General features: G+C 36.1%; 24 protein-coding genes. 18 read left to right on the forward strand and 6 right to left on the reverse strand.

Features of this window, described 5'->3' with window-relative positions; all coding sequences use genetic code 11:
- Positions 1–4 precede the first annotated feature (4 nt).
- From A6J74_RS24090 to corA, 3 genes are all read left to right on the forward strand, one after another.
- Positions 5–826, forward strand: coding sequence for a purine-nucleoside phosphorylase (locus A6J74_RS24090; protein WP_001078444.1), 822 nt, complete (start codon positions 5–7; stop codon positions 824–826).
- 7 nt (positions 827–833) lie between these two features.
- The gene (locus tag A6J74_RS24095; RefSeq protein WP_001243092.1) at positions 834–2,138 is read left to right on the forward strand and encodes a pyrimidine-nucleoside phosphorylase; all 1,305 of its coding nucleotides are present in this window, start codon (positions 834–836) and stop codon (positions 2,136–2,138) included.
- A 209-nt stretch (positions 2,139–2,347) separates the two neighbouring features.
- Complete coding sequence (gene corA, locus A6J74_RS24100) at positions 2,348–3,310, forward strand: magnesium/cobalt transporter CorA (protein ID WP_002039517.1); 963 nt, start codon at positions 2,348–2,350, stop codon at positions 3,308–3,310.
- 35 nt (positions 3,311–3,345) lie between these two features.
- On the opposite strand, the gene A6J74_RS24105 is transcribed toward corA, so the two are convergent.
- The gene (locus A6J74_RS24105) at positions 3,346–4,635 is read right to left on the reverse strand and encodes an NCS2 family permease (RefSeq protein WP_000676245.1); all 1,290 of its coding nucleotides are present in this window, start codon (positions 4,633–4,635) and stop codon (positions 3,346–3,348) included.
- Positions 4,636–4,769: 134 nt separating this feature from the next.
- The gene (locus A6J74_RS24110) at positions 4,770–5,441 is read right to left on the reverse strand and encodes an SIMPL domain-containing protein (RefSeq protein ID WP_001161463.1); all 672 of its coding nucleotides are present in this window, start codon (positions 5,439–5,441) and stop codon (positions 4,770–4,772) included.
- Positions 5,442–5,600: 159 nt separating this feature from the next.
- Here A6J74_RS24110 and A6J74_RS24115 point away from each other — a divergent pair, with 159 nt between their 5' ends.
- Complete coding sequence (locus A6J74_RS24115) at positions 5,601–6,020, forward strand: MarR family winged helix-turn-helix transcriptional regulator (RefSeq protein ID WP_001003306.1); 420 nt, start codon at positions 5,601–5,603, stop codon at positions 6,018–6,020.
- Between the two features lie 102 nt (positions 6,021–6,122).
- Positions 6,123–6,668, forward strand: coding sequence for a hypothetical protein (locus tag A6J74_RS24125; RefSeq protein ID WP_000821090.1), 546 nt, complete (start codon positions 6,123–6,125; stop codon positions 6,666–6,668).
- Positions 6,669–6,692: 24 nt separating this feature from the next.
- Here A6J74_RS24125 and A6J74_RS24130 read toward each other — a convergent pair whose 3' ends face one another.
- The 4 genes from A6J74_RS24130 to A6J74_RS24145 are packed head-to-tail and all read right to left on the reverse strand — an operon-like array spanning position 6,693 to position 10,087.
- Complete coding sequence (locus tag A6J74_RS24130) at positions 6,693–7,757, reverse strand: ABC transporter permease subunit (RefSeq protein WP_000486529.1); 1,065 nt, start codon at positions 7,755–7,757, stop codon at positions 6,693–6,695.
- A 12-nt stretch (positions 7,758–7,769) separates the two neighbouring features.
- Entirely contained in the window at positions 7,770–8,831 is a 1,062-nt protein-coding gene (locus A6J74_RS24135) for an ABC-2 transporter permease (protein ID WP_000468553.1), read from the reverse strand.
- Positions 8,821–9,702 carry an ABC transporter ATP-binding protein gene (locus A6J74_RS24140; RefSeq protein WP_000922131.1) on the reverse strand — a complete coding sequence of 294 codons (882 nt, stop codon included), beginning with the start codon at positions 9,700–9,702 and terminating at the stop codon, positions 8,821–8,823. Before A6J74_RS24140 ends, A6J74_RS24135 begins: the two co-directional genes overlap by 11 nt.
- The gene (locus A6J74_RS24145) at positions 9,668–10,087 is read right to left on the reverse strand and encodes a GntR family transcriptional regulator (RefSeq protein WP_000548029.1); all 420 of its coding nucleotides are present in this window, start codon (positions 10,085–10,087) and stop codon (positions 9,668–9,670) included. The genes A6J74_RS24140 and A6J74_RS24145 overlap by 35 nt, the downstream gene beginning before the upstream one ends.
- A gap of 166 nt (positions 10,088–10,253) precedes the next feature.
- Here A6J74_RS24145 and dacF point away from each other — a divergent pair, with 166 nt between their 5' ends.
- The 13 genes from dacF (at position 10,254) to spoVAF (ending at position 19,973) form a co-directional block, all read left to right on the forward strand.
- A complete protein-coding gene (gene dacF / locus A6J74_RS24155) occupies positions 10,254–11,444 on the forward strand; it encodes a serine-type D-Ala-D-Ala carboxypeptidase DacF (protein ID WP_000831987.1) in 1,191 nt (396 codons plus the stop codon).
- A 170-nt stretch (positions 11,445–11,614) separates the two neighbouring features.
- Positions 11,615–11,965 (forward strand): anti-sigma F factor antagonist, encoded by a 351-nt coding sequence (gene spoIIAA / locus A6J74_RS24160; protein ID WP_000059133.1) that lies wholly within the window; start codon positions 11,615–11,617, stop codon positions 11,963–11,965.
- Positions 11,966–12,406, forward strand: coding sequence for an anti-sigma F factor (spoIIAB, locus tag A6J74_RS24165; protein WP_001243394.1), 441 nt, complete (start codon positions 11,966–11,968; stop codon positions 12,404–12,406).
- A gap of 12 nt (positions 12,407–12,418) precedes the next feature.
- Entirely contained in the window at positions 12,419–13,177 is a 759-nt protein-coding gene (sigF, locus tag A6J74_RS24170) for an RNA polymerase sporulation sigma factor SigF (protein ID WP_000350732.1), read from the forward strand.
- A gap of 135 nt (positions 13,178–13,312) precedes the next feature.
- Entirely contained in the window at positions 13,313–14,839 is a 1,527-nt protein-coding gene (locus tag A6J74_RS24175; RefSeq protein WP_000450075.1) for a sodium-dependent transporter, read from the forward strand.
- The gene (locus tag A6J74_RS24180; protein WP_002093318.1) at positions 14,836–14,937 is read left to right on the forward strand and encodes a methionine/alanine import family NSS transporter small subunit; all 102 of its coding nucleotides are present in this window, start codon (positions 14,836–14,838) and stop codon (positions 14,935–14,937) included. Before A6J74_RS24175 ends, A6J74_RS24180 begins: the two co-directional genes overlap by 4 nt.
- A 139-nt stretch (positions 14,938–15,076) precedes the next feature.
- The gene (locus A6J74_RS24185; RefSeq protein ID WP_002044763.1) at positions 15,077–15,673 is read left to right on the forward strand and encodes a stage V sporulation protein AA; all 597 of its coding nucleotides are present in this window, start codon (positions 15,077–15,079) and stop codon (positions 15,671–15,673) included.
- Positions 15,666–16,082 carry a stage V sporulation protein SpoVAB gene (gene spoVAB / locus A6J74_RS24190; RefSeq protein WP_000568663.1) on the forward strand — a complete coding sequence of 139 codons (417 nt, stop codon included), beginning with the start codon at positions 15,666–15,668 and terminating at the stop codon, positions 16,080–16,082. Before A6J74_RS24185 ends, spoVAB begins: the two co-directional genes overlap by 8 nt.
- Before the next feature lie 14 nt (positions 16,083–16,096).
- Positions 16,097–16,555 carry a stage V sporulation protein AC gene (gene spoVAC, locus A6J74_RS24195; protein WP_080609606.1) on the forward strand — a complete coding sequence of 153 codons (459 nt, stop codon included), beginning with the start codon at positions 16,097–16,099 and terminating at the stop codon, positions 16,553–16,555.
- Positions 16,556–16,568: 13 nt separating this feature from the next.
- Positions 16,569–17,585, forward strand: coding sequence for a stage V sporulation protein AD (gene spoVAD, locus A6J74_RS24200; RefSeq protein ID WP_001241169.1), 1,017 nt, complete (start codon positions 16,569–16,571; stop codon positions 17,583–17,585).
- Positions 17,586–17,588: 3 nt separating this feature from the next.
- The gene (spoVAE, locus tag A6J74_RS24205) at positions 17,589–17,939 is read left to right on the forward strand and encodes a stage V sporulation protein AE (RefSeq protein WP_000348323.1); all 351 of its coding nucleotides are present in this window, start codon (positions 17,589–17,591) and stop codon (positions 17,937–17,939) included.
- Positions 17,940–17,944: 5 nt separating this feature from the next.
- Complete coding sequence (gene spoVAEA / locus A6J74_RS24210; protein WP_001254416.1) at positions 17,945–18,514, forward strand: stage V sporulation protein SpoVABEA; 570 nt, start codon at positions 17,945–17,947, stop codon at positions 18,512–18,514.
- Positions 18,501–19,973: a spore germination protein SpoVAF gene (gene spoVAF / locus A6J74_RS24215; RefSeq protein ID WP_000165603.1), complete on the forward strand. Its 1,473-nt coding sequence runs from the start codon at positions 18,501–18,503 to the stop codon at positions 19,971–19,973. Before spoVAEA ends, spoVAF begins: the two co-directional genes overlap by 14 nt.
- Positions 19,974–20,022 lie beyond the last annotated feature (49 nt).

The following is a 20,022-nucleotide window of genomic DNA, read 5'->3' on the forward strand; positions in this document are numbered from 1 at the left end:
ACAAATGAATCGTGAACTTATTACAAAATCAGCTTCATACTTAAAAGAGAAATTTCAAGAAACACCACAAGTAGGACTAATCCTTGGATCTGGACTAGGCGTATTAGCAGATGAAATCGAAAATGCGGTAACAGTGCCTTACAGCGAAATTCCTGAATTCCCAGTATCAACTGTAGAAGGACATGCAGGTCAATTAGTATTCGGTACACTTCAAGGTGTAACAGTAGTAGCAATGCAAGGACGTTTCCATTTCTACGAAGGATATGACATGCAAAAAGTAACATTCCCAGTTCGTGTTATGAAAGAGTTAGGTGTAGAAACTGTTGTTGTAACGAACGCGGCTGGTGGTGTAAATACATCGTTCGAGCCAGGTGACCTTATGTTAATTTCAGATCACATTAACTTCATGGGTACGAATCCATTAATCGGACCAAATGATTCTGAAATGGGTGTACGTTTCCCTGATATGTCTACATCATATACGACAGAACTTCGCGAAATGGCGAAACAAGTTGCAGCAGACTTAAACATTAAAGTACAAGAAGGTGTATACGTTGGAATGACAGGTCCTGTATATGAAACACCTGCTGAAATTCGTATGCTTCGTACACTTGGCGGAGATGCAGTTGGTATGTCAACAGTACCTGAAGTAATTGTAGCTCGTCATGCTGGTATGAAAGTACTAGGTATTTCTTGTATTTCAAACATGGCAGCTGGTATTTTAGATCAGCCACTTCACCATGATGAAGTAATTGAAACGACAGAACGTGTTAAAGCAAACTTCTTAGCATTAGTAAAAGCTATCGTAAAACAAATGAAGGGGTGACCTCACAATGAGAATGGTGGACCTAATTGCAAAAAAACGTGATGGACAAGCATTAACGACAGAAGAAATTAACTTTATTGTTGAAGGATATACAAATGGTGATATTCCTGATTATCAAGTAAGTTCACTTGCAATGGCAATTTTCTTCCAAGATATGAATGATCAAGAACGTGCAGATTTAACGATGGCAATGGTAAATAGCGGTGATACAATTGACTTATCAGCCATTGAAGGGGTAAAAGTAGATAAGCATTCAACAGGTGGAGTTGGTGATACAACGACACTTGTATTAGGTCCATTAGTAGCTGCTTTAGGTGTACCAGTTGCGAAAATGTCTGGGCGTGGTTTAGGACATACTGGTGGCACAATTGATAAATTAGAAGCAGTTCCAGGATTCCATGTGGAAATTGAAAATGATGAATTCATGCGTCTTGTAAATGAAAATAAAATTGCTGTTATCGGTCAAAGTGGAAACTTAACACCTGCTGATAAAAAATTGTATGCACTTCGTGATGTAACGGCAACAGTAAACTCAATTCCGCTTATTGCAAGCTCGATTATGAGTAAAAAAATTGCTGCTGGTGCAGATGCAATTGTTCTTGATGTGAAAACTGGAGCAGGTGCATTTATGAAAACAGATGAAGATGCAAAACGTTTAGCAGAAGCAATGGTACGTATCGGTAATAACGTTGGCCGTAATACGATGGCTGTTATTTCTGATATGAGTCAACCACTTGGTGAGGCTATTGGTAACGCATTAGAAGTACAAGAAGCAATTGATACATTACAAGGTAAGGGACCGAAAGATTTAGAAGAGTTATGTTTAACACTTGGAAGTCAAATGGTATACCTTGCTGGGCAAGCTTCATCTTTAGAAGATGCGCGTGAAAAGTTAATTGAAGTAATGAACAACGGTAAAGCGTTAGAATCATTCAAAACGTTTTTATCAGCACAAGGCGGAGATGCATCTGTTGTTGATGATCCTTCTAAATTGCCACAAGCACAATTTAAAATTGAAGTAGAAGCGAAAGAGGACGGTTATGTATCGGAAATCGTTGCAGATGAAATCGGAACAGCAGCAATGCTTTTAGGAGCAGGACGTGCAACGAAAGAATCTGAAATTGATTTAGCAGTTGGCTTAATGCTTCGTAAAAAAGTAGGGGACAGCGTGAGAAAAGGTGACTCCCTTGTTACGATTTACGCAAACCGTGAAAATGTTGAAGATGTAAAAGCAAAAATTTATGAGAACATGAAAATCTCTAAAGAACACGTAGATGCACCAACTTTAGTACATGGAATTGTAACGAAGTAATAAAGTGAAACTTTAATCAGTGGGGGCTTTATCCCCACTGATTATTACCCTTCACTAATCGGGCGTTTACGAGCAGTTGATCCCAGACCTAACTTCTTTGCTTTCGCTGAATGTTGAGGTAGGGGTCTTACTGCACGTTAATACGGGATAAAAAAAGGCTGAGGAGATTTCTCCTTGGCTTTTTTTACTATTTTTTGTTTATAATAATAGTGGGTGAAATTATGATTAGAATATGTGCAGTAACAAAAACAGATGAAGTATTATATGACGTTTCGCTAGAAGAAACAACGAAAGACCATATTGTATGGTATTGGCTAGATTTATATAAGCCAACGAAAGAAGAGTATACATATATTTTGCAAGACCATTTTAAGTTCCATCCCCTTGCAATTGAAGACTGTATAGAATATGTACAGAGGCCAAAAGTTGATTTTTATGATGGATATAATTTTTTAGTTCTACATGGATTTGGTGAGGATGGATTAGAACCGCATGAAATCGATTTATTTATTAGTGATCGTTATATTGTTTCTTTCCATTTTTCTCATAACAATGCAATCGAAAGAGTATGGAAAACACTTGGTGAAAAGAAACGTATTAAGAAAGGTCCTTTGCATGTGGCACATACAATTATTGACCAAATTGTAGATGACTATTTCGCACCTGTTTATTACATTGAAGACCATTTAAATGCGATTGATGATAATTTAACGGGTGAGACAGCAGGAAGCGTGCTAGAAGAGGTATTTGATATACGTGCGGATTTATCTAAGCTAAGGCGGACAATTATTCCGATGCGTGATTTATTGTATCGTATTTTAAATTCAACTCGTTTTTACGGCATAAGTGATCATGAGATTTACTTTAAAGATATACATGACCATTTGCTTAAATTAACTGAAATGATTGAAGCGAGCCGAGAGTTGACGGCAGATATTCGGGATAGCTACTTTTCATTAAACTCACATCATATGAATAACATTATGAAAACACTAACTGTTTTCTCTACTATTTTCATGCCACTAACATTTATTGCAGGAGTATATGGAATGAACTTTTCACATATGCCAGAGCTTGGTGGGAAGTATAGTTATTTTATTTGTTTATTGTTAATGGCGTTAATTGGTGGCGGAATGATGGCCTGGTTTTATAAAAAAGGATGGTTTAAGTAAAAAACACCGAGGTATTCACCTCGGTGTTTTTTTATTTAACCAATAGCATGTAATACAAACATGGCTAAGAATAAGCATGTAACGATATACATAGATGGTGCGACTTCTTTACGCTTTCCAAGTGCAACTTTTAAGATAGGGTAAGCAATAAATCCGAACGCAATGCCATCAGCGATACTATATGTGAGCGGGATCATAACGATAATTAAAAACGCTGGAAATCCTTCTGAAAAGTCGTTCAGAGGAATTTGTTGAATGCTTGTAATCATCAGACCGCCAATAATAATTAAGATTGGTGCAATGGCACTATCAGGAATTAATTTGACAAACGGAAGAGCGAACAGTGATGCAAAGAATAACATCCCAGTAACGATAGACGTCAGACCTGTTTTTCCGCCTGCAGTAATACCTGCGGCACTCTCTACTGTTGAAACGGTAGGACTTGTGCCAAATAGACCACATGTCATTGCTGAAATCGCATTGGCTTGGTAAGCACGTGGGAATTTGCGGTCATCTTCTAATAAACCGTGCAGAAGTCCCATGTTCTCAAAAATAAGCACCATGCTTAAGGAGAATGTTGCAATCCAAAACGGTAAGGAAGAAAGTTTCCCAAATGACATAGCTCCAAACACATCGCCGTAATTAGCGAATGAGAATGAACTATTTCCCATTTGACTCGTATCAACAAGACCAAATAGCCATGCAATACCAGTTCCTATTGCAATCGTCCATAAAAAGTTTCCACGTACGTTACGAATAAATAATACAAGTGCAACGATAAGAGTAAGCAATGTCGCAAGAACGACAGGGTTACTTAATTTCCCCATTGCAACAGCAGTATTTGGATTCGAAACGACTAAACCACCTTTTTGCAATCCGATAAATGCTAAAAACAATCCGATACCGACAGTAATAGCTTCCTTTAATGACTTTGGAATCGATACTGAAAGCACGCGAGCAATTGGTGTAAACGCAGCAATTGCAAAAATAATACCAGAGATAAAGACAGCTGCTAATGCTTCTTGCCAAGTTAAACCGAGCGTATGCACAGCTGTGTACGTGAAGAATGCATTTACACCCATACCTGGGACAAGAATAGCAGGTGCATTTGCCCAAAATGCCATGAGCAGACATCCGACAAATGAACTGAAAACAGTTGCTAAAATTCCAGCCTCAAGTGGAATGCCGGCATCTGATAAGATTGACGCATTTACAATCATTATATATACGATTGTGAAAAATGACGTAACTCCAGCTAAAACTTCTTGTTTTGGTGATGTTTCGTGTAAGCCTAATTTAAATGTTCTTTCAAGTATTCCTTTCATGTTAAACCTTCTTTTTCATATCCCTCTCCCACCCGTGATATCTCTTTTGTAAGAGCTCACCGTCCTTTATTATATCAGAACATCATGTTTTTACAACAACGAAAATGATAACGTTTACTTATAAACGAAATTATTTATAAATACGTAAAAATAGCCCGTATAGTTGAAATGATTTCTAATTCTCCCGATTGAATAGGTGGAGCTGTTTGCGCATGCAAAGTAGCATAGGAAGCAATCTCCCGTGGTAATTGAGCAGATTCTTCAACGAGTGAGAGGGGGACAGGATTAATATTTAAATTGTATGTACTCGCAATAGCACGAGCTTTTTCTACCGCTTGATGCAGAGCCTGAATAAGAGCTTGCTCATAATATTTATTTGGATGAGATATTCGAAAACGTAAACCTTTTGCTAAATTTGCTCCATTTGAAACGGCTATATCATATACTTCCCCTGCTTTTTGTACATTTAAAACGGTAATTTCATACAAATGTTCCACACGATATCCTTGTAGTAACGCTTTATCATTTACATACTCGTATTGAGGAGTGATCGTATAAGAAATCGTTTCTATATCTTTATCAGCAATACCAAGCTGTTTAAGTGCATCCAGCAATTGTTTTGATTGTACTGCATTTTCTTCTTGCGCTTGTTTCACATTTTTACTATCAGTTCGAATGCCAAGTGTTAATAGAACAACATTTGGTTTCGCTTTGACAACACCTTCACCTTGTACAGTAATAGTCGCTTCTTTACCAGTATTAGCTGTGCGTACGTTGTGTAAATAAGGATTCATTCCACCCTGCATTTTCCATCACCATCCTTTTTATATGTATATGTGTGAACAAAAAAGAAATTTATATGAAAAAAGTTACATAAATGAGAATGTTGAGGAAAGAAAGCATATACAACATAGGTATTTATAGATTATAATATGTGTAAATATGATAAAAAAGGGACGAGGCTAGTGAACGAAAAAAGAGAAACACTGATTTTAGATTTATCCGCATCATTTCGAAAGATGATACGTTTATTACAAAATGATATTAATACACGCTTTGCAGAACATATGCCATATAATGAATTTTCTGTATTACGTGCGTTATTTTTAAACAGTCCACAGATGGCTTCGCAAATTGCGAGTGAAGTAAACGTAACCTCCAGTCATATTACAGCTGTTACAGATCGTCTCGTACGAAAAGGGTTTGTAGAAAGAAAGCGTTCAAATTCAGACCGTCGTATCGTGTACTTAGAAATTACAGAACACGGAAGAGAAGTAACTGAAAAACTTGAAGCTGTGCGTAAGGAATACTATAAAGAGAGATTTAAAGGTTGGAGCGACCAAGAAATAGAAATGGTATTAGAATTATTTGGCCGCGTATTATAATAAATGAGGATAGGAAGCTAAAGCTTTCCTATCCTTTTTCTTTTGAATAAAAATATTTTGAAACTCCAATACTTTAATTAAAAAGAATCGGAGTGAAAAATTATGAAACGTATTTTTACGCTTTTCATTATGATTGGAAGTATGTTCTGCTTTAATAAGTTCGTGGATGCCGCAACGCCAATTCATGTCGTTCAAAAAGAATTACAACATATTTCAAATAAGCAACCTGTTTTATATTCAAAACTATGGATTCGTTCTATGCAGAATGCCATTTTATTTCATCATAGTGATAACATGCGGCATGAAGATACGATAAGCAATGTGACAAAGTCTTCTCTTGTAAAAGTAAAACAAATTCCACTTCAGAAAGCATCACAATACATCCCGAGATTATCACAATATATTTCTAAGTTTGAGGCTGAAAATGTTCAAGTGTATTATGTTGCAGCTCGTTATGAAGTGAAAAAAGAAAATCCGTATCAGTTAAATGGAATGAATTATTTTATGCAAGTGTTTATTCAACAAGGGGGAGAATGGAGAATTGCTGAAAGTATAGTTGCTCCAACAGATCAAATCGTAGCAAATGGTGACGGATTTGGAACGAAGCAAGAAAAAGAGTATGGGAAAAGAAGAGAGAATGTGAAATAACCTCCTCAATAAGAGGAGGTTATTTTATTTGAAATTCCAAGAGACTTTCCATTTTAATATTTTAGGTAGAAGGAAGTAGGTAATTATGCTCGTCACGAAAAATCCAATGTAAAAATTCAGTAATGATTTGTCTCTCCCCAAGACTAAACCACCAACTATTCCCATAAAGAAAATAGCAAGGCTCATAACTATTTTTTGAAACTTCGGATATAGTAAGAAACTTCCATTTCGCTCATTGACTGAACGAACATATAAATATAAACTGAGTGGTAACAAAATAATGATATATATAATAGGTGCAATCAATAATTTTGCTGAAGGGATTTTTGTAAAGTTTGGTTCGTTATGACGCACTCCATCATCATCAATATAAGAACTTTGTGGATCGTAATCAAAGCGAATAGTAAAATTTTCTGCCGGACCAGAAATCCGCATGTTTTCCATAACCCGATGCATATTGCCATTGTTCTCATGAAAGTCAATATTTGAGTGGACAGCGATGACTCCTGAGATAAGTGTTGGAAGTAATAATGGGAATATGAATATAGCTGCAGTGAGAAGTCCTTGCGAGATAAGATTCCCAGTTATTGTCCCTATACATAAGGCAAGTGTATAAATAGCAATTAATACAATTAACATGTATATAAAATAAGAATGAAATGGGGAAAATACTTGATATTTATTATGAAAAGTTAACTTTTTCATAATAGCAAATAGTCCCCAGTTTATACTAACAGCTGCTACAATGTTACAAATACCAAACAACCATTTTGTCATAAAAAGGTGTGAACGTTTAAAAGGCATAGACCAAAGAAAATCGATGGAGTTATTTTGCCTTTCCCAACCTATTAACGTACAGGCTAGAATGATAAGTGCACCACCTTGAAAGATGACAGGGTCCATAAGTAATAAACCGAAATTGTAATGATATACATATTCGCCTTCTTTTTGCATTTTTAGAAGGTATTGTTGTTCAATCGATGCCAAATAGTATTTGTATGACAAATTGTATAAGCTAACGAACCAAAAGAGCCATAAAACATATTTACTTTGTTGATACGTTCTTAGCCATAGTGCTTTTTGAAACATAGGATCTCTCCTTTAAAAAACTTTATAATTTGTTAGGCGTGATAATACAATATAAGTAATGATTCCAGCGAGAAACAAACCGATATAGTAGTTAAATAAGAAACTAAATTGATTTATTTTATAGCCACCTAGTAATGCAAAATAAATGGTTGTTCCCCATATCCATATTCGTAAATGTTTTTGGAAAATAAATATCTTTTGAGTGTTTTCATTAGGCGATCGTGTATATAAAAATGAGCCAAGTAGTAAGTAAAATATTGTATACAAAATAGGGACTAACACTGATTTAGCCGAATAATACGTATAAGATGCTGGATCTCTTAAAGTAGTTGGGTCATTTTCTTTTTTGCGCGATTCAGGATTATATTGGTAATAGATCGCGAAATTATATATTGGTGCAACTATATTTGTTTTTCGATTGATTTCATCAAGCTGGTGATACAAGTTGGTATTTGTAGTATCTGTAGCCTGTAAATGGTTTATTGTAAAATTGTACAATAATGGAGTAAATGTAAGTCCCATTAGTAGCCATGGAATACAAAAAGCGATTTGTGAAACAATGCTCCCAGTAAAAGTACCGATACATAATGCAGCTGTATAGACTGCAACATAAGAAACAATTGCATAAAGAAAGTATCGATGAAATGGACTGAATGTTTGATACTCAAAATGAATGGTTGTTCTATAAATAATGTACATAAGGATCCAGTTTACAAGGAGAGACCCTATAATCCATAGTGAACCGAAAGCCCATTTAGAGAAGAAAATATCTTTTCTTGTAAATGGCATTTCCATAAGTAGGGTATTAGATTGGTTGCTACGTTCCCAACCTATTAATAGACAAGCTAAACAAATAATAAGAATAGTTAGCCAAAAACTATTACCTGTATTTGACAAAAAAGCATAATAGTAATAGAAAGCCCCCTTTTCTGAGAGTTCATAATAATTAGCAAGTTGTTGCTGAGCTGCTTTATAGTATCCGAAAGATAAAAGATAAAGTGTACTCAAGAAAAAGAGTAATACAGCATATTTCCCGCGTTTCCAATTCCACATCCATAGTGCCTTATGAAACATACCCATCCTCCTCAAGTATCGTAACGAAGACATCTTCAAGTGACATTGTTAACTCTTCAATAAGTATTGGTTGCTCTTTATAAAACTTTTCAAGCGTTGTAGCAACATTTCCTTCGATTAAAATCGTAAATACTTTTCCTGTTTGATTTAATATTTTAATATTGCTTAAGTTTTCTAGTTTTTGAGGTAATGACCGTTCATAAGCTACTTGTATTTTTGCAAATCGTGATTTTGCATCATCAAGTGAAGTAATAGATGCCACGGTATGGCCTTTTAACATAATGATTGTATCTGCAATTTGTTCCACTTCATCTAAATGATGAGTTGAGATGAAAATGGTAATCTCTTTTTCTGCAACTTCTCCAACGAGAAACTGCAAAATCTGTCTTTTAACGATAGGATCGAGCCCATTTGTCGGTTCATCTAAAATGATATACTCTGCTTTTGTAGCAACGGCTAAAATGATCGCAAGCAGCGCTTTCATTCCTTTTGAGTAACTACGAATCCGCTTGTTTGGTAAGTTAAAACGTTCAAGCAGTTCGTAGAAATATGATTCATCAAATGCTGTATAAACTGCTTTATAAAATTTCACGATTTCTTTTACTGTATATCCGTTCAGTATGTTAGTAGAATCTGGGACATATACGACCTTTTGTTTCATTTCAGGATGCATATGAATATCTGTATCTTCATATGTAACCGTGCCTTCATCTGGGTCTAAAATGCCGATCATCGTTCGTAATAAAGTTGTTTTCCCCGCACCGTTTCTTCCGAGTAATCCGACGATACTACCTTTTTGTAATGTGAAAGAAACATCGTCTAAAATCGTTTGATTATCAATTGTTTTCTTCAAACTTGTCACTTTCAGCATCCATATTTCCTCCAATCTCTTTATAGTATGAATTTATCCAATCATGAATTTTATCTTTCGTAATCCCAAGATAAGAGGCTTCTAGTAATAATTGATGAAATTGCTTTTCAACCATAGCGATTTTCCTTTCGTCTAATGTTGGGGTAATCGATTGGGATACAAATGTTCCTTTTCCTCGTAACGTTTCAATAATCCCTTGTCGCTCTAATTCTTGATACGCTTTACTCACTGTATTTGGATTTATAACAAGTAATGAAGCGAGCTCGCGTACAGAAGGAAGTTTATCACTTGGAGCTAACATGTTTTTTAATACGAGTTCTTTTATATTTTGAACAATTTGTTCCCATATCGGAGTGTTGCTTCTTGGATCAAGTTGAATATGCAAGAGCAATGTCTCCTTCCTCATATGTATTAAGTGTACTAATGTGTGTAATACACTTAATACAATATAGGGTATGAATGTATTTGTCAACTGAAAAAAATAGAAAAATATGGTATTAAAAAATAATAAATTGGAAAAAATAGGTCTGATATAGAATGGAGGGTTAGTCATGAAGCGAGTTTTTGGAATACTTGTTTGTTTCATGTTATTGCTTTCTGGTACTTCAGTTAGTTTTGCACAATCTGAGAAAACGAAGCAGGAGAAAACAGAAGAAACCGCGCCGAAGTTAGCGGAGCAAGCATCGTCAGCAATCGTAATTGAGCAAGATACAGGTAAAGTTTTATTTGATAAAAATCCGAATGAAAAGTTACCACCTGCTAGTATGACAAAGATTATGACAATGCTATTAATTATGGAACAAGTTGAAAAAGGAAAACTAAAACTAAACGATAAAGTTAGAGCAAGTGAACATGCAGCTTCAATGGGTGGATCACAAATCTTTTTAGAACCTGGGGAAGAGATGACCGTAAATGAAATGCTAAAAGGTATTGCCATTGCATCTGGAAATGATGCATCTGTTGCAGTAGCAGAGCATATCGCTGGTTCAGAAGAAGGATTTGTAAATATGATGAACAAAAAAGCGAAAGATTTAGGGTTGAAAAATACACATTTTCAAAACCCGACAGGTCTCCCGGCTAAAGATCATTATTCTACAGCAAATGATATGGCTATAATGGCGAGAGAATTGATGAAGTATCCACTTATTCGCAAATACACAGGTAAATACGAAGATTATTTACGAGAAGATACGGATAAGAAGTTTTGGCTCGTCAATACGAATAAGTTAGTGCGTTTTTATCCTGGAGTAGATGGTGTAAAAACGGGCTTTACAACAGAAGCAAAATATTGCTTAACAGCATCGGCTGAAAAAAATGGCATGCGTGTTATTTCAGTTGTTATGGGAGCACCTACATCTAAAGAACGGAACAATCAAGTGACGAAGCTTCTTGATTATGCATTTGGTCAATATATGACGAAGAAAATGTATACGCGCGGTGAAAAAATTAAGACTGTACAAGTAGGAAAAGGTAAAAAAGAAAAAGTAGATTTAGTTGCATCAGATAATGTGTCTCTTCTTATGAAGAAGGGCGAAAATATGGACAAAGTAAAGCAAGAAGTAATTGCTGAAAAGAAAGTGAAAGCACCGATTAAAAAAGGTGATGCACTTGGCACGCTTGTTATTAAAAAAGATAAAGAGGTTTTATTAAAACAAACAATCGTAGCAAAAGAAGATGTTGCTGCAGCAAGCTGGTGGGAGTTATTTAAAAGAAGTTTTGGGATGTTTTCAACATCAAAATAGCGGCAAACATTTTGCCGCTTTTCTATTCGTATGTAAGTAAATAATTGTTGAATGGTTTCACTTTATGGCGAAATAGTTCTTCTTTTGTCAGTAGGAAGGATTCTTATGTTGTATCACGAAAATCTTTATGTATGTAAATGAGTAAAGTTTGAGCATAAGGAGGAAATCGTGTGAGTCTTTCCATGCAATTAGAAGTAAAACGTGACGTCCTATGTGTGAGACTAGCGGGTGAATTAGATCATCATACTGCTGAAGAGTTGCGAACGAAAGTGACAGATATGATTGAGACACATGGTGTTCATCACATTGTTTTGAGCCTAGAGAACTTATCATTTATGGATAGCTCTGGTTTAGGTGTGATATTAGGCCGATATAAGCATGTAAAGGGATTAGGTGGAGAAATGGTTGTTTGTGCAATTTCACCGCCTGTTAAGCGTTTATTTGAAATGTCGGGCTTATTCAAAATTGTTCGCTTAGAAGAAAGTGAAGCGCACGCGCTCGCGACGTTGGGGGTGGCATAAATGAGAAATGAAATGAACCTTCAATTTTCAGCATTAAGTCAAAATGAATCATTCGCTCGCGTTACAGTGGCAGCATTCATTGCGCAACTAGATCCAACGATGGATGAGCTAACGGAGATTAAAACTGTTGTGTCAGAAGCGGTTACAAATGCAATTATTCATGGATACGAAGGAAATGCAGAAGGTACTGTTTATATTTCTGTAATTTTGGAAGAGGCAATGGTGAAACTCACGATTCGAGATGAAGGGATTGGCATTTTTAATTTAGATGAGGCAAGACAACCCCTTTTTACAACTAAACCTGAATTAGAGCGTTCCGGAATGGGATTTACTATCATGGAAAATTTTATGGATGAAGTAGAAGTTATTTCAAACGAATCTTTCGGGACAACAATCCATTTGACAAAATACTTATCAAATAGTAACGCTCTATGCAATTAAGGAGAATAGCCTATGGACATAGAGGTCAAAAATGAGAAGAAGAAACCTCAGTTAAAGGACCACGAGCTAAAAGCGTTAATTCAAAAAAGTCAAGGTGGAGATCAACAAGCAAGAGATACGATTGTTCAAAGTAATATGCGTCTAGTATGGTCGGTTGTACAGCGTTTTTTGAATCGAGGATACGAACCAGACGATCTATTTCAAATTGGATGTATTGGGCTCTTAAAATCGGTAGATAAATTTGATTTATCTTTCGACGTGAAATTTTCAACATATGCAGTTCCAATGATTATTGGAGAAATTCAACGATTTTTACGTGACGATGGATCAGTGAAAGTAAGTAGATCTTTAAAAGAAACAGGCAACAAAATTCGAAAGATGAGAGACGAGCTTTCGAAAGAATTCGGAAGGGCTCCAACGATTAATGAAGTAGCAGAGGCGCTAGAACTAACACCTGAAGAAGTTGTTCTGGCGCAAGAAGCGAGTCGTCCTCCTTCATCGATACATGAAACCGTGTATGAAAATGATGGAGACCCTATTACTATTTTAGATCAAATTGCAGATCAATCTGAAACGAAATGGTTTGATAAAATAGCTTTAAAAGAAGCAATTAGAGAATTAGATGAACGAGAACGTCTTATTGTATATTTGCGCTATTATAAAGATCAAACCCAATCAGAAGTAGCAGAGCGCATAGGTATTTCGCAAGTACAAGTTTCAAGACTTGAAAAGAAAATATTAAAACAGATGAAAGATCGAATAGATGAATAACTGTCTATTCGATTTTTTTATGACTTTAATAGGAGGGAGTTGTTAATTTTCGCGAAAATTAACAGAATTTATTGATAATTTAGTTAATTTAAAATATAATCCAAGTATGAACTTGTCATAAAGGGGGAAGGAAACATGGAAACGAGGCAACAATGGGGAACGAGGGCTGGATTTATTTTCGCAGCGGTCGGCTCAGCCGTTGGATTAGGAAACATATGGCGTTTTCCTTATACAGCGTATGAAAATGGAGGAGGTGCATTCTTTTTACCGTACTTATTTGCATTATTAACGACTGGTATTTCATTGCTAGCATTCGAATTCGCTCTTGGGCATCGTCATCGTGGTTCTGCACCACTTACATTCTTCCGTATTCATCCACGTGCTGAATTTATTGGATGGTGGCAAATGTGTGTAACGTTTATCGTTTCAACATATTATGCAGTAATTATCGCTTGGTCTATTTCGTATACGTATTTTGCAATTACTGGAGCGTGGGGGAAAGACACGCAATCATTTTTATTTAAAGAATATTTACATGTTGCAGATAAACCAGGGCAATTTGGGGGGCTTGTGCCAGAAGTATTAATTCCGTTAGCTCTCGTTTGGATTATTGTGCTTGGCGTTGCATTCAAAGGCGTTAAAAAAGGAATCGAAGTTGTTAACCGCATTTTTATTCCTTTATTAGTTGTTATGTTTTTAATTATCGTTGTTCGTGCAGTGACGATGGAAGGTGCGATGCAAGGGTTAGATGCATTCTTTAAACCAGACTGGAGTCGTATTTTTGATGGGAAAGTATGGCTTGCTGCTTATGGACAAATTTTCTTTAGTTTATCTCTAGCATTCGGAATTATGATTACGTATTCTAGTTATTTACCGAAAAACTCAGATACAACAAATAATGCTTTTATTACAGGGTTTGCAAATTCAGGATTTGAATTATTAGCCGGAATTGGAGTTTTTGCTGCTCTTGGATTTATGGCAAATAACATGGGGGTACCAGTTGATAAAGTTGCGAGTGCTGGCGTAGGGCTTGCGTTTGTAGTATTCCCACAAATTATTAATGAATTACCGATGTCACCGTTATTTGGAGTATTATTTTTCTTATCGTTAACTGTTGCTGGAATTACATCACTCATTTCACTTGCGGAAGTATGTTTTGCGGCTGTATCTGAAAAATTTAGTTTGAGTCGTCAAAAGACGATTGGAATTATGGGAACACTTCTCGTGTTAGTTTCTCTTGTTTTTGCAACACGTGGTGGGCTTATGTTTCTAGATGTTGTTGATTATTTCGCTAATAATTTTGGATTAATTACAATTGCACTAGCTGAAGTGGTTACGATAGGTCTTATCTTGCGCCGTCTACCTATTTACCAAAATCATGCTAACTTTGTATCTGATATAAAATTAGGAACGTTTTGGAGAGTTAGTTTACTCGTTATTACTCCACTCATGTTAGGGTATATGTTAATTGATGGTGTAATCCAAAATATTAAAAAGAACTACGGAGATTATCCGACGGAATTTGTTGTAACATATGGTTGGTCGATAGCGGCAGCATTCCTTCTAGTCGCACTAGTCATTGGTTTGAAAAAATGGAATGCACAAATACATTCAGATTCTGCCCAGCTTGAAAAAGAATGGAAAGATCGAGGTGTTTCATGATGAGTGGATCAGCGATTATGATGATGGTTATTGGTATCGTAGTCATTTGGGGAGGACTTGCATTAAGTATCGCAAATTTATTTAAGAAAAAGGCATAAGCTAAAAACATCTGTACCGAAACGGTACAGATGTTTTTTTATGAAAAAATTGTATTAGAAAAAAATTCAATAACCATACTACAACTACGAGGAAGAGTGAAGGGGTGAATGAAAATTGGAAGGAACGATTTATATTAAAATGCGCAATCGTTTAAAAATTTCTCCTGCGTATGAAATAAAGCTGAGTGATGTCGCTCAACTTGCAGGAGATTCTTTTGTAGTTGAGTCTTTACAAAATGAAATAGTTTACAACGTAACAGCACATGATAAGACGCATGTTGTAATTGATGTTATGAAAGTAATTGAAATTATTCAACAAAAAGCATCTCATGTACAAATTAATTTACTAGGTTCTGGACAAACTCTTGTTGAAATTATATATGAAAAAAAGAAAGTGCCCCCAATTTTCTTTGGGCTTGTATGGTTGTTGTTGTTCATTGGGGCGGCCCTTGCGATCATTTATTTCCATGAGGATGTAAGTATGCAACAAGTACACCAGCGGTTATATTACATGATTACTGGAGAGTTTAAGGAGCAACCACTATTATTTCAAGTTCCCTATTCAGTAGGTCTTGGATTAGGTATGGTTTTATTTTTTAATCATGTATTTCAAAAGCGAATTAATGAAGAGCCGAGTCCGTTAGAAGTTGAGATGTTTCAATATCAACAGTCGCTTGATCAATATGTAATTGTTAATGAAAACAAGGATAACACGAAACAGCTTGCCGATGATTGAATGTGGGTTTGTTATATTAATTGGTTTAGCTGGCGGGATTGCAGTAGGTAGCGGATATGTTGCCTTTTTGGCTGTACTTGGTATAATCCCTCGTTTAGCTCAATTAACGAGAAGTGGAAAGCATATTCAATATTTTGAGTGGGCTGTCATTGCGGGAACTTTAACTGGGGCTTGGTGTAGTTTGAAAAACATTACATTTCAAACATCGCAATATTGGCTTGTAATATTAGGTTTATTTTGTGGTACATTCATTGGAATGCTTGCTGCGGCATTAACGGAAGTATTAAATGTTTTACCTATTTTAGCGAAACGAGTCGGGGTAGAGGGGAAAATTGTTGTTTTACTCATTGCTCTTGTACTTGGCAAAGTAATAGGCTCATTGTTTCACTGGATTTATTTCGTAAAGTAGGAGGCAATATATAAATGACAAACCGAAAACTGAAAGATGATTACATAAATAAAGTGAAGGAGTACCATCCAAAGCCAAACTATTTACTAAATTGTGTGAAGGCATTTCTTGTAGGTGGGCTCATTTGTACAGTCGGAGAAATATTGATGAAATTTTATATACATTATTTTCACTTTAGTGAACAAGAGGCAGGAAATCCGACAGTTTCAACTCTTGTTTTATTGTCGGCGATTTTAACAGGATGTGGTGTATATGATAAAATCGGTCAATTTGCTGGAGCAGGATCGGCAGTACCAGTTACAGGATTTGCAAATTCTATGGCGAGCGCTGCGCTAGAACATAAGAGTGAGGGGATTGTTCTAGGGATTGCTACAAACATGTTTAAGCTTGCAGGAAGTGTTATCGTGTTTGGCGTTGTTGGAGCATATATTATCGGATTAATAAGATATACTTTTAAAATTTTTATGTCTTAAAGGAGGGGCGAGTATGAGGTTGACAGGAAAACAAACGTGGGTATTTCAAAATGATATTTACGTAAATGCAACGGGTACTGCTGTCGGTCCGAAAGAAGCTGAAGGCCCTCTTGGAAAATATTTTGATATTTCATATAATGACTTGCATTGTGGAGAGGAAAACTGGGAACTTGCTGAACGAAAATTAATGTCAGACTCAATGCAACAAGCAGTGCAAAAAGGGAATATAAAAACATCACAAATTGATTTCTTTTTAGCGGGCGATTTATTAAATCAAACAGTGACAGCGAATTATGTTGCGCGTCAGTGGGGGATTCCTTTTTTAGGAATGTTTAGCGCTTGTGCGACGTCAATGGAAACTTTAGCAGTTGGATCAGCATTTATAGACGGTGGATTTGCGAATCGTGTCTTAGCTACGGTGAGTAGTCATAATGCAACGGCTGAAAGGCAATTTCGTTATCCAACAGAGTATGGGGGACAAAAGCCAGAAACCGCAAATTCAACTGTTACAGGTGCAGGGTCCATATTAATTAGCAAAGAAAAAAGTGCAATTAAAATTACGGCAGCTACGATTGGAAAAGTGCAAGATTTAGGAATTATGAACCCTTTAGATATGGGATCGGCAATGGCACCAGCTGCTGCTCATACAATCCAACAGCATTTTGAAGATTTAGGAAGAAGCGCAGCTGATTATGATTTGATTGTTACTGGTGATTTATCGGCTGTTGGGACACCAATTGCAAAACAACTTTTACTTGAGGAAGGTTATGACCTTGGGCATATATACAATGATTGTGGATTAATGATTTATGATTCAAATCAAGAAGAAGTGTTTGCAGGTGGCAGTGGTTGTGCTTGTTCCGCTGTTGTCACATACGGCCACTTATTACGTGAAATGCAAAAAGGGAATTTACAACGCATTTTTGTCGTTGCAACGGGGGCTTTATTGAGCCCAATGATGATGCAACAAAAGGAAACGATTCCAACAATTGCGCATGGTGTTGTGTTTGAAAGAGTTAAAGGAGAGTGAATTGTGGATTTTGTATATGCATTTCTTGTAGGAGGAGCGATTTGTGTAATTGGACAAGTATTGTTAGATTTTGCAAAGTTAACACCGGCCCATTTAATGGCAAGTTTTGTAGTTGTCGGAGCCATTTTAGACGGATTCGGATTGTATGATAAGCTTATAAAATTTTCAGGTGCTGGAGCAACAGTCCCTATTACAAGTTTTGGACATTCACTATTACACGGAGCAATGCATGCGGCGGAAAAACATGGGTATTTAGGAATTGGTATCGGCATGTTTAGTTTAACGTCTGCGGGCATTTCCGCAGCTATATTATTTTCATTTTTTGTAGCACTTATATGTAAACCGAAAGGATAAATCAAATGAGACGAAGGGTTGTTTTGGTAACAGATGGAGATGAATATGCAAAGCGGACAATTGAGCTGTTAACAAAGGAATTTGGGGGCAGGTGTATTTCAGCATCGCAAAGTAATCCAACCAAATTGACAGGGAAGAAAGTTGTTGAGCTTATTATGCAAACGCCATATGACCCTGTATTTGTCATGTTTGATGACAGTGGATTTATTGGAGAAGGATCTGGTGAAAAGGCTTTAAAATATGTAGCCACACATAAACAAATTGATGTACTTGGTATTTTAGCGGTAGCATCTAATACACATCATTGGGAATGGGCGCGTGTAGATGTAAGCGTAGATCGGAATGGGAATTTAACAGAATACGGTGTTGATAAATTTGGACTTCCAGATGGTGAAATTGGCAGGATTAGTGGGGATACGATTTATTGTTTAGATGATTTGAATGTTCCAGTCATTGTGGGGGTCGGTGATATTGGCAAGATGTGTGGAAATGATGAATGGGAGCGAGGATCACCTATTACTAGAAAAGCAATTCAATTAATTTTGGAAAGGAGTGGGTTTTATGACGAAGCCTAAAAAAGTGAATATCCCGATTTCGTCTTTTTTAAGTGATAATGAAAATTACTTAAAGCAAACTGTTGGATTGGGTGTCACATATGATGTTGGTATTCGTAAATTTCAAATTTTAAACAAAGAAATTGGTGTGTTATTTGTAAATGGACTTTGTGATACGAATTATATTATCCCTATTTTAGAAGAAGCGGTGGATACAAATGAAATAAGGGATGTAGAAGAAGATACAGTAAAGCTTTTAGAGAATCGTTTAATTCATCAACAAGTAAGTAAAGTAAAAACGATGGATGAAGTAATGCTCCAAGTATTATCAGGGCTTATTGTTATATTTGTGGAAGGTGAAACGGAAGCTTTTGCAATTGATGTTCGTAGTTATCCGGGGCGGACACCGACAGAACCAGATACAGAAAAGGTAGTACGTGGTGCAAGGGATGGTTTTGTTGAAAATATTGTTGTAAATACAGCGTTAATCCGTAGAAGGATCCGCGACCCACGTCTTCGAAATGAAATGGTTCGAGTAGGGGATAGATCACAAACCGATATTTGTATTACATATGTACAAGATGTTGCAAATCCAGATTTAGTGAAGATTATAAAACAAGAATTAAATAATATTGAAGTAGATGGGATTACGATGGCGGATAAAACGGTGGAAGAATTTGTAGTCAAACAAGGTTATAATCCATTCCCGCTTATTCGCTACACAGAAAGGCCAGATGTAGCAGCGAACCATTTGTTAGAAGGACATGTGTTAGTACTTGTTGATACATCACCAAGTGCTATGATCACTCCAACAACATATTTCCACCATTTACAGCATGCAGAAGAATTTAGACAAAATCCAGCTGTAGGTACATTTTTACGTTGGGTACGTTTTTTAGGTGTTATTTTCTCGTTATTTTTATTACCATTTTGGTTAGTATTTGTATTTGATCCAACTCTTTTGCCACCGAATCTTGCTTTTATTGGACCGACTAAGATGACGCATTTACCAATTTTATTACAAGTGTTAATGGCAGAGGTCGGACTTGAGTTTTTAAGAATGGCTGCCATTCACACTCCGACGTCGTTATCGTCTGCGGCGGGGTTAATTTCTGCTATATTAATTGGTCAAATTGCCATTGATGTAGGGTTGTTTGTACCAGAAGTTATTTTATATGTAGCTGTTTCGATGATTGGGGCATATGCAACACCGAGCTATGAATTAGGACTAGGAAATAAGGTTGGGAAATTGTTTGTAATTATTTTAACAGGTCTCTTCCATGAGATAGGGTTTGTAATTGGAATGACGATATTGATTTTATTTTTAACGTCTATAAAAAGTTTACAAACACCGTATTTATGGCCGTTTCTACCATTTGATTGGGGCGCGTTAACGAAAATTTTACTCCGACCAACTATGTCTAGTTTAAAAGTGCGTCCTAGTATTGTGCGACCTCAAAATGTAAGAAGACAAAAATAAACGGGATTATGCTCCCGTTTATTTTTTTATTGAAAATTTATTTTTTTTT

Source organism: Bacillus sp. FDAARGOS_235, from assembly GCF_002073415.2.
In the GTDB taxonomy this organism is placed as follows: Bacteria; Bacillota; Bacilli; order Bacillales; family Bacillaceae_G; genus Bacillus_A; species Bacillus_A toyonensis.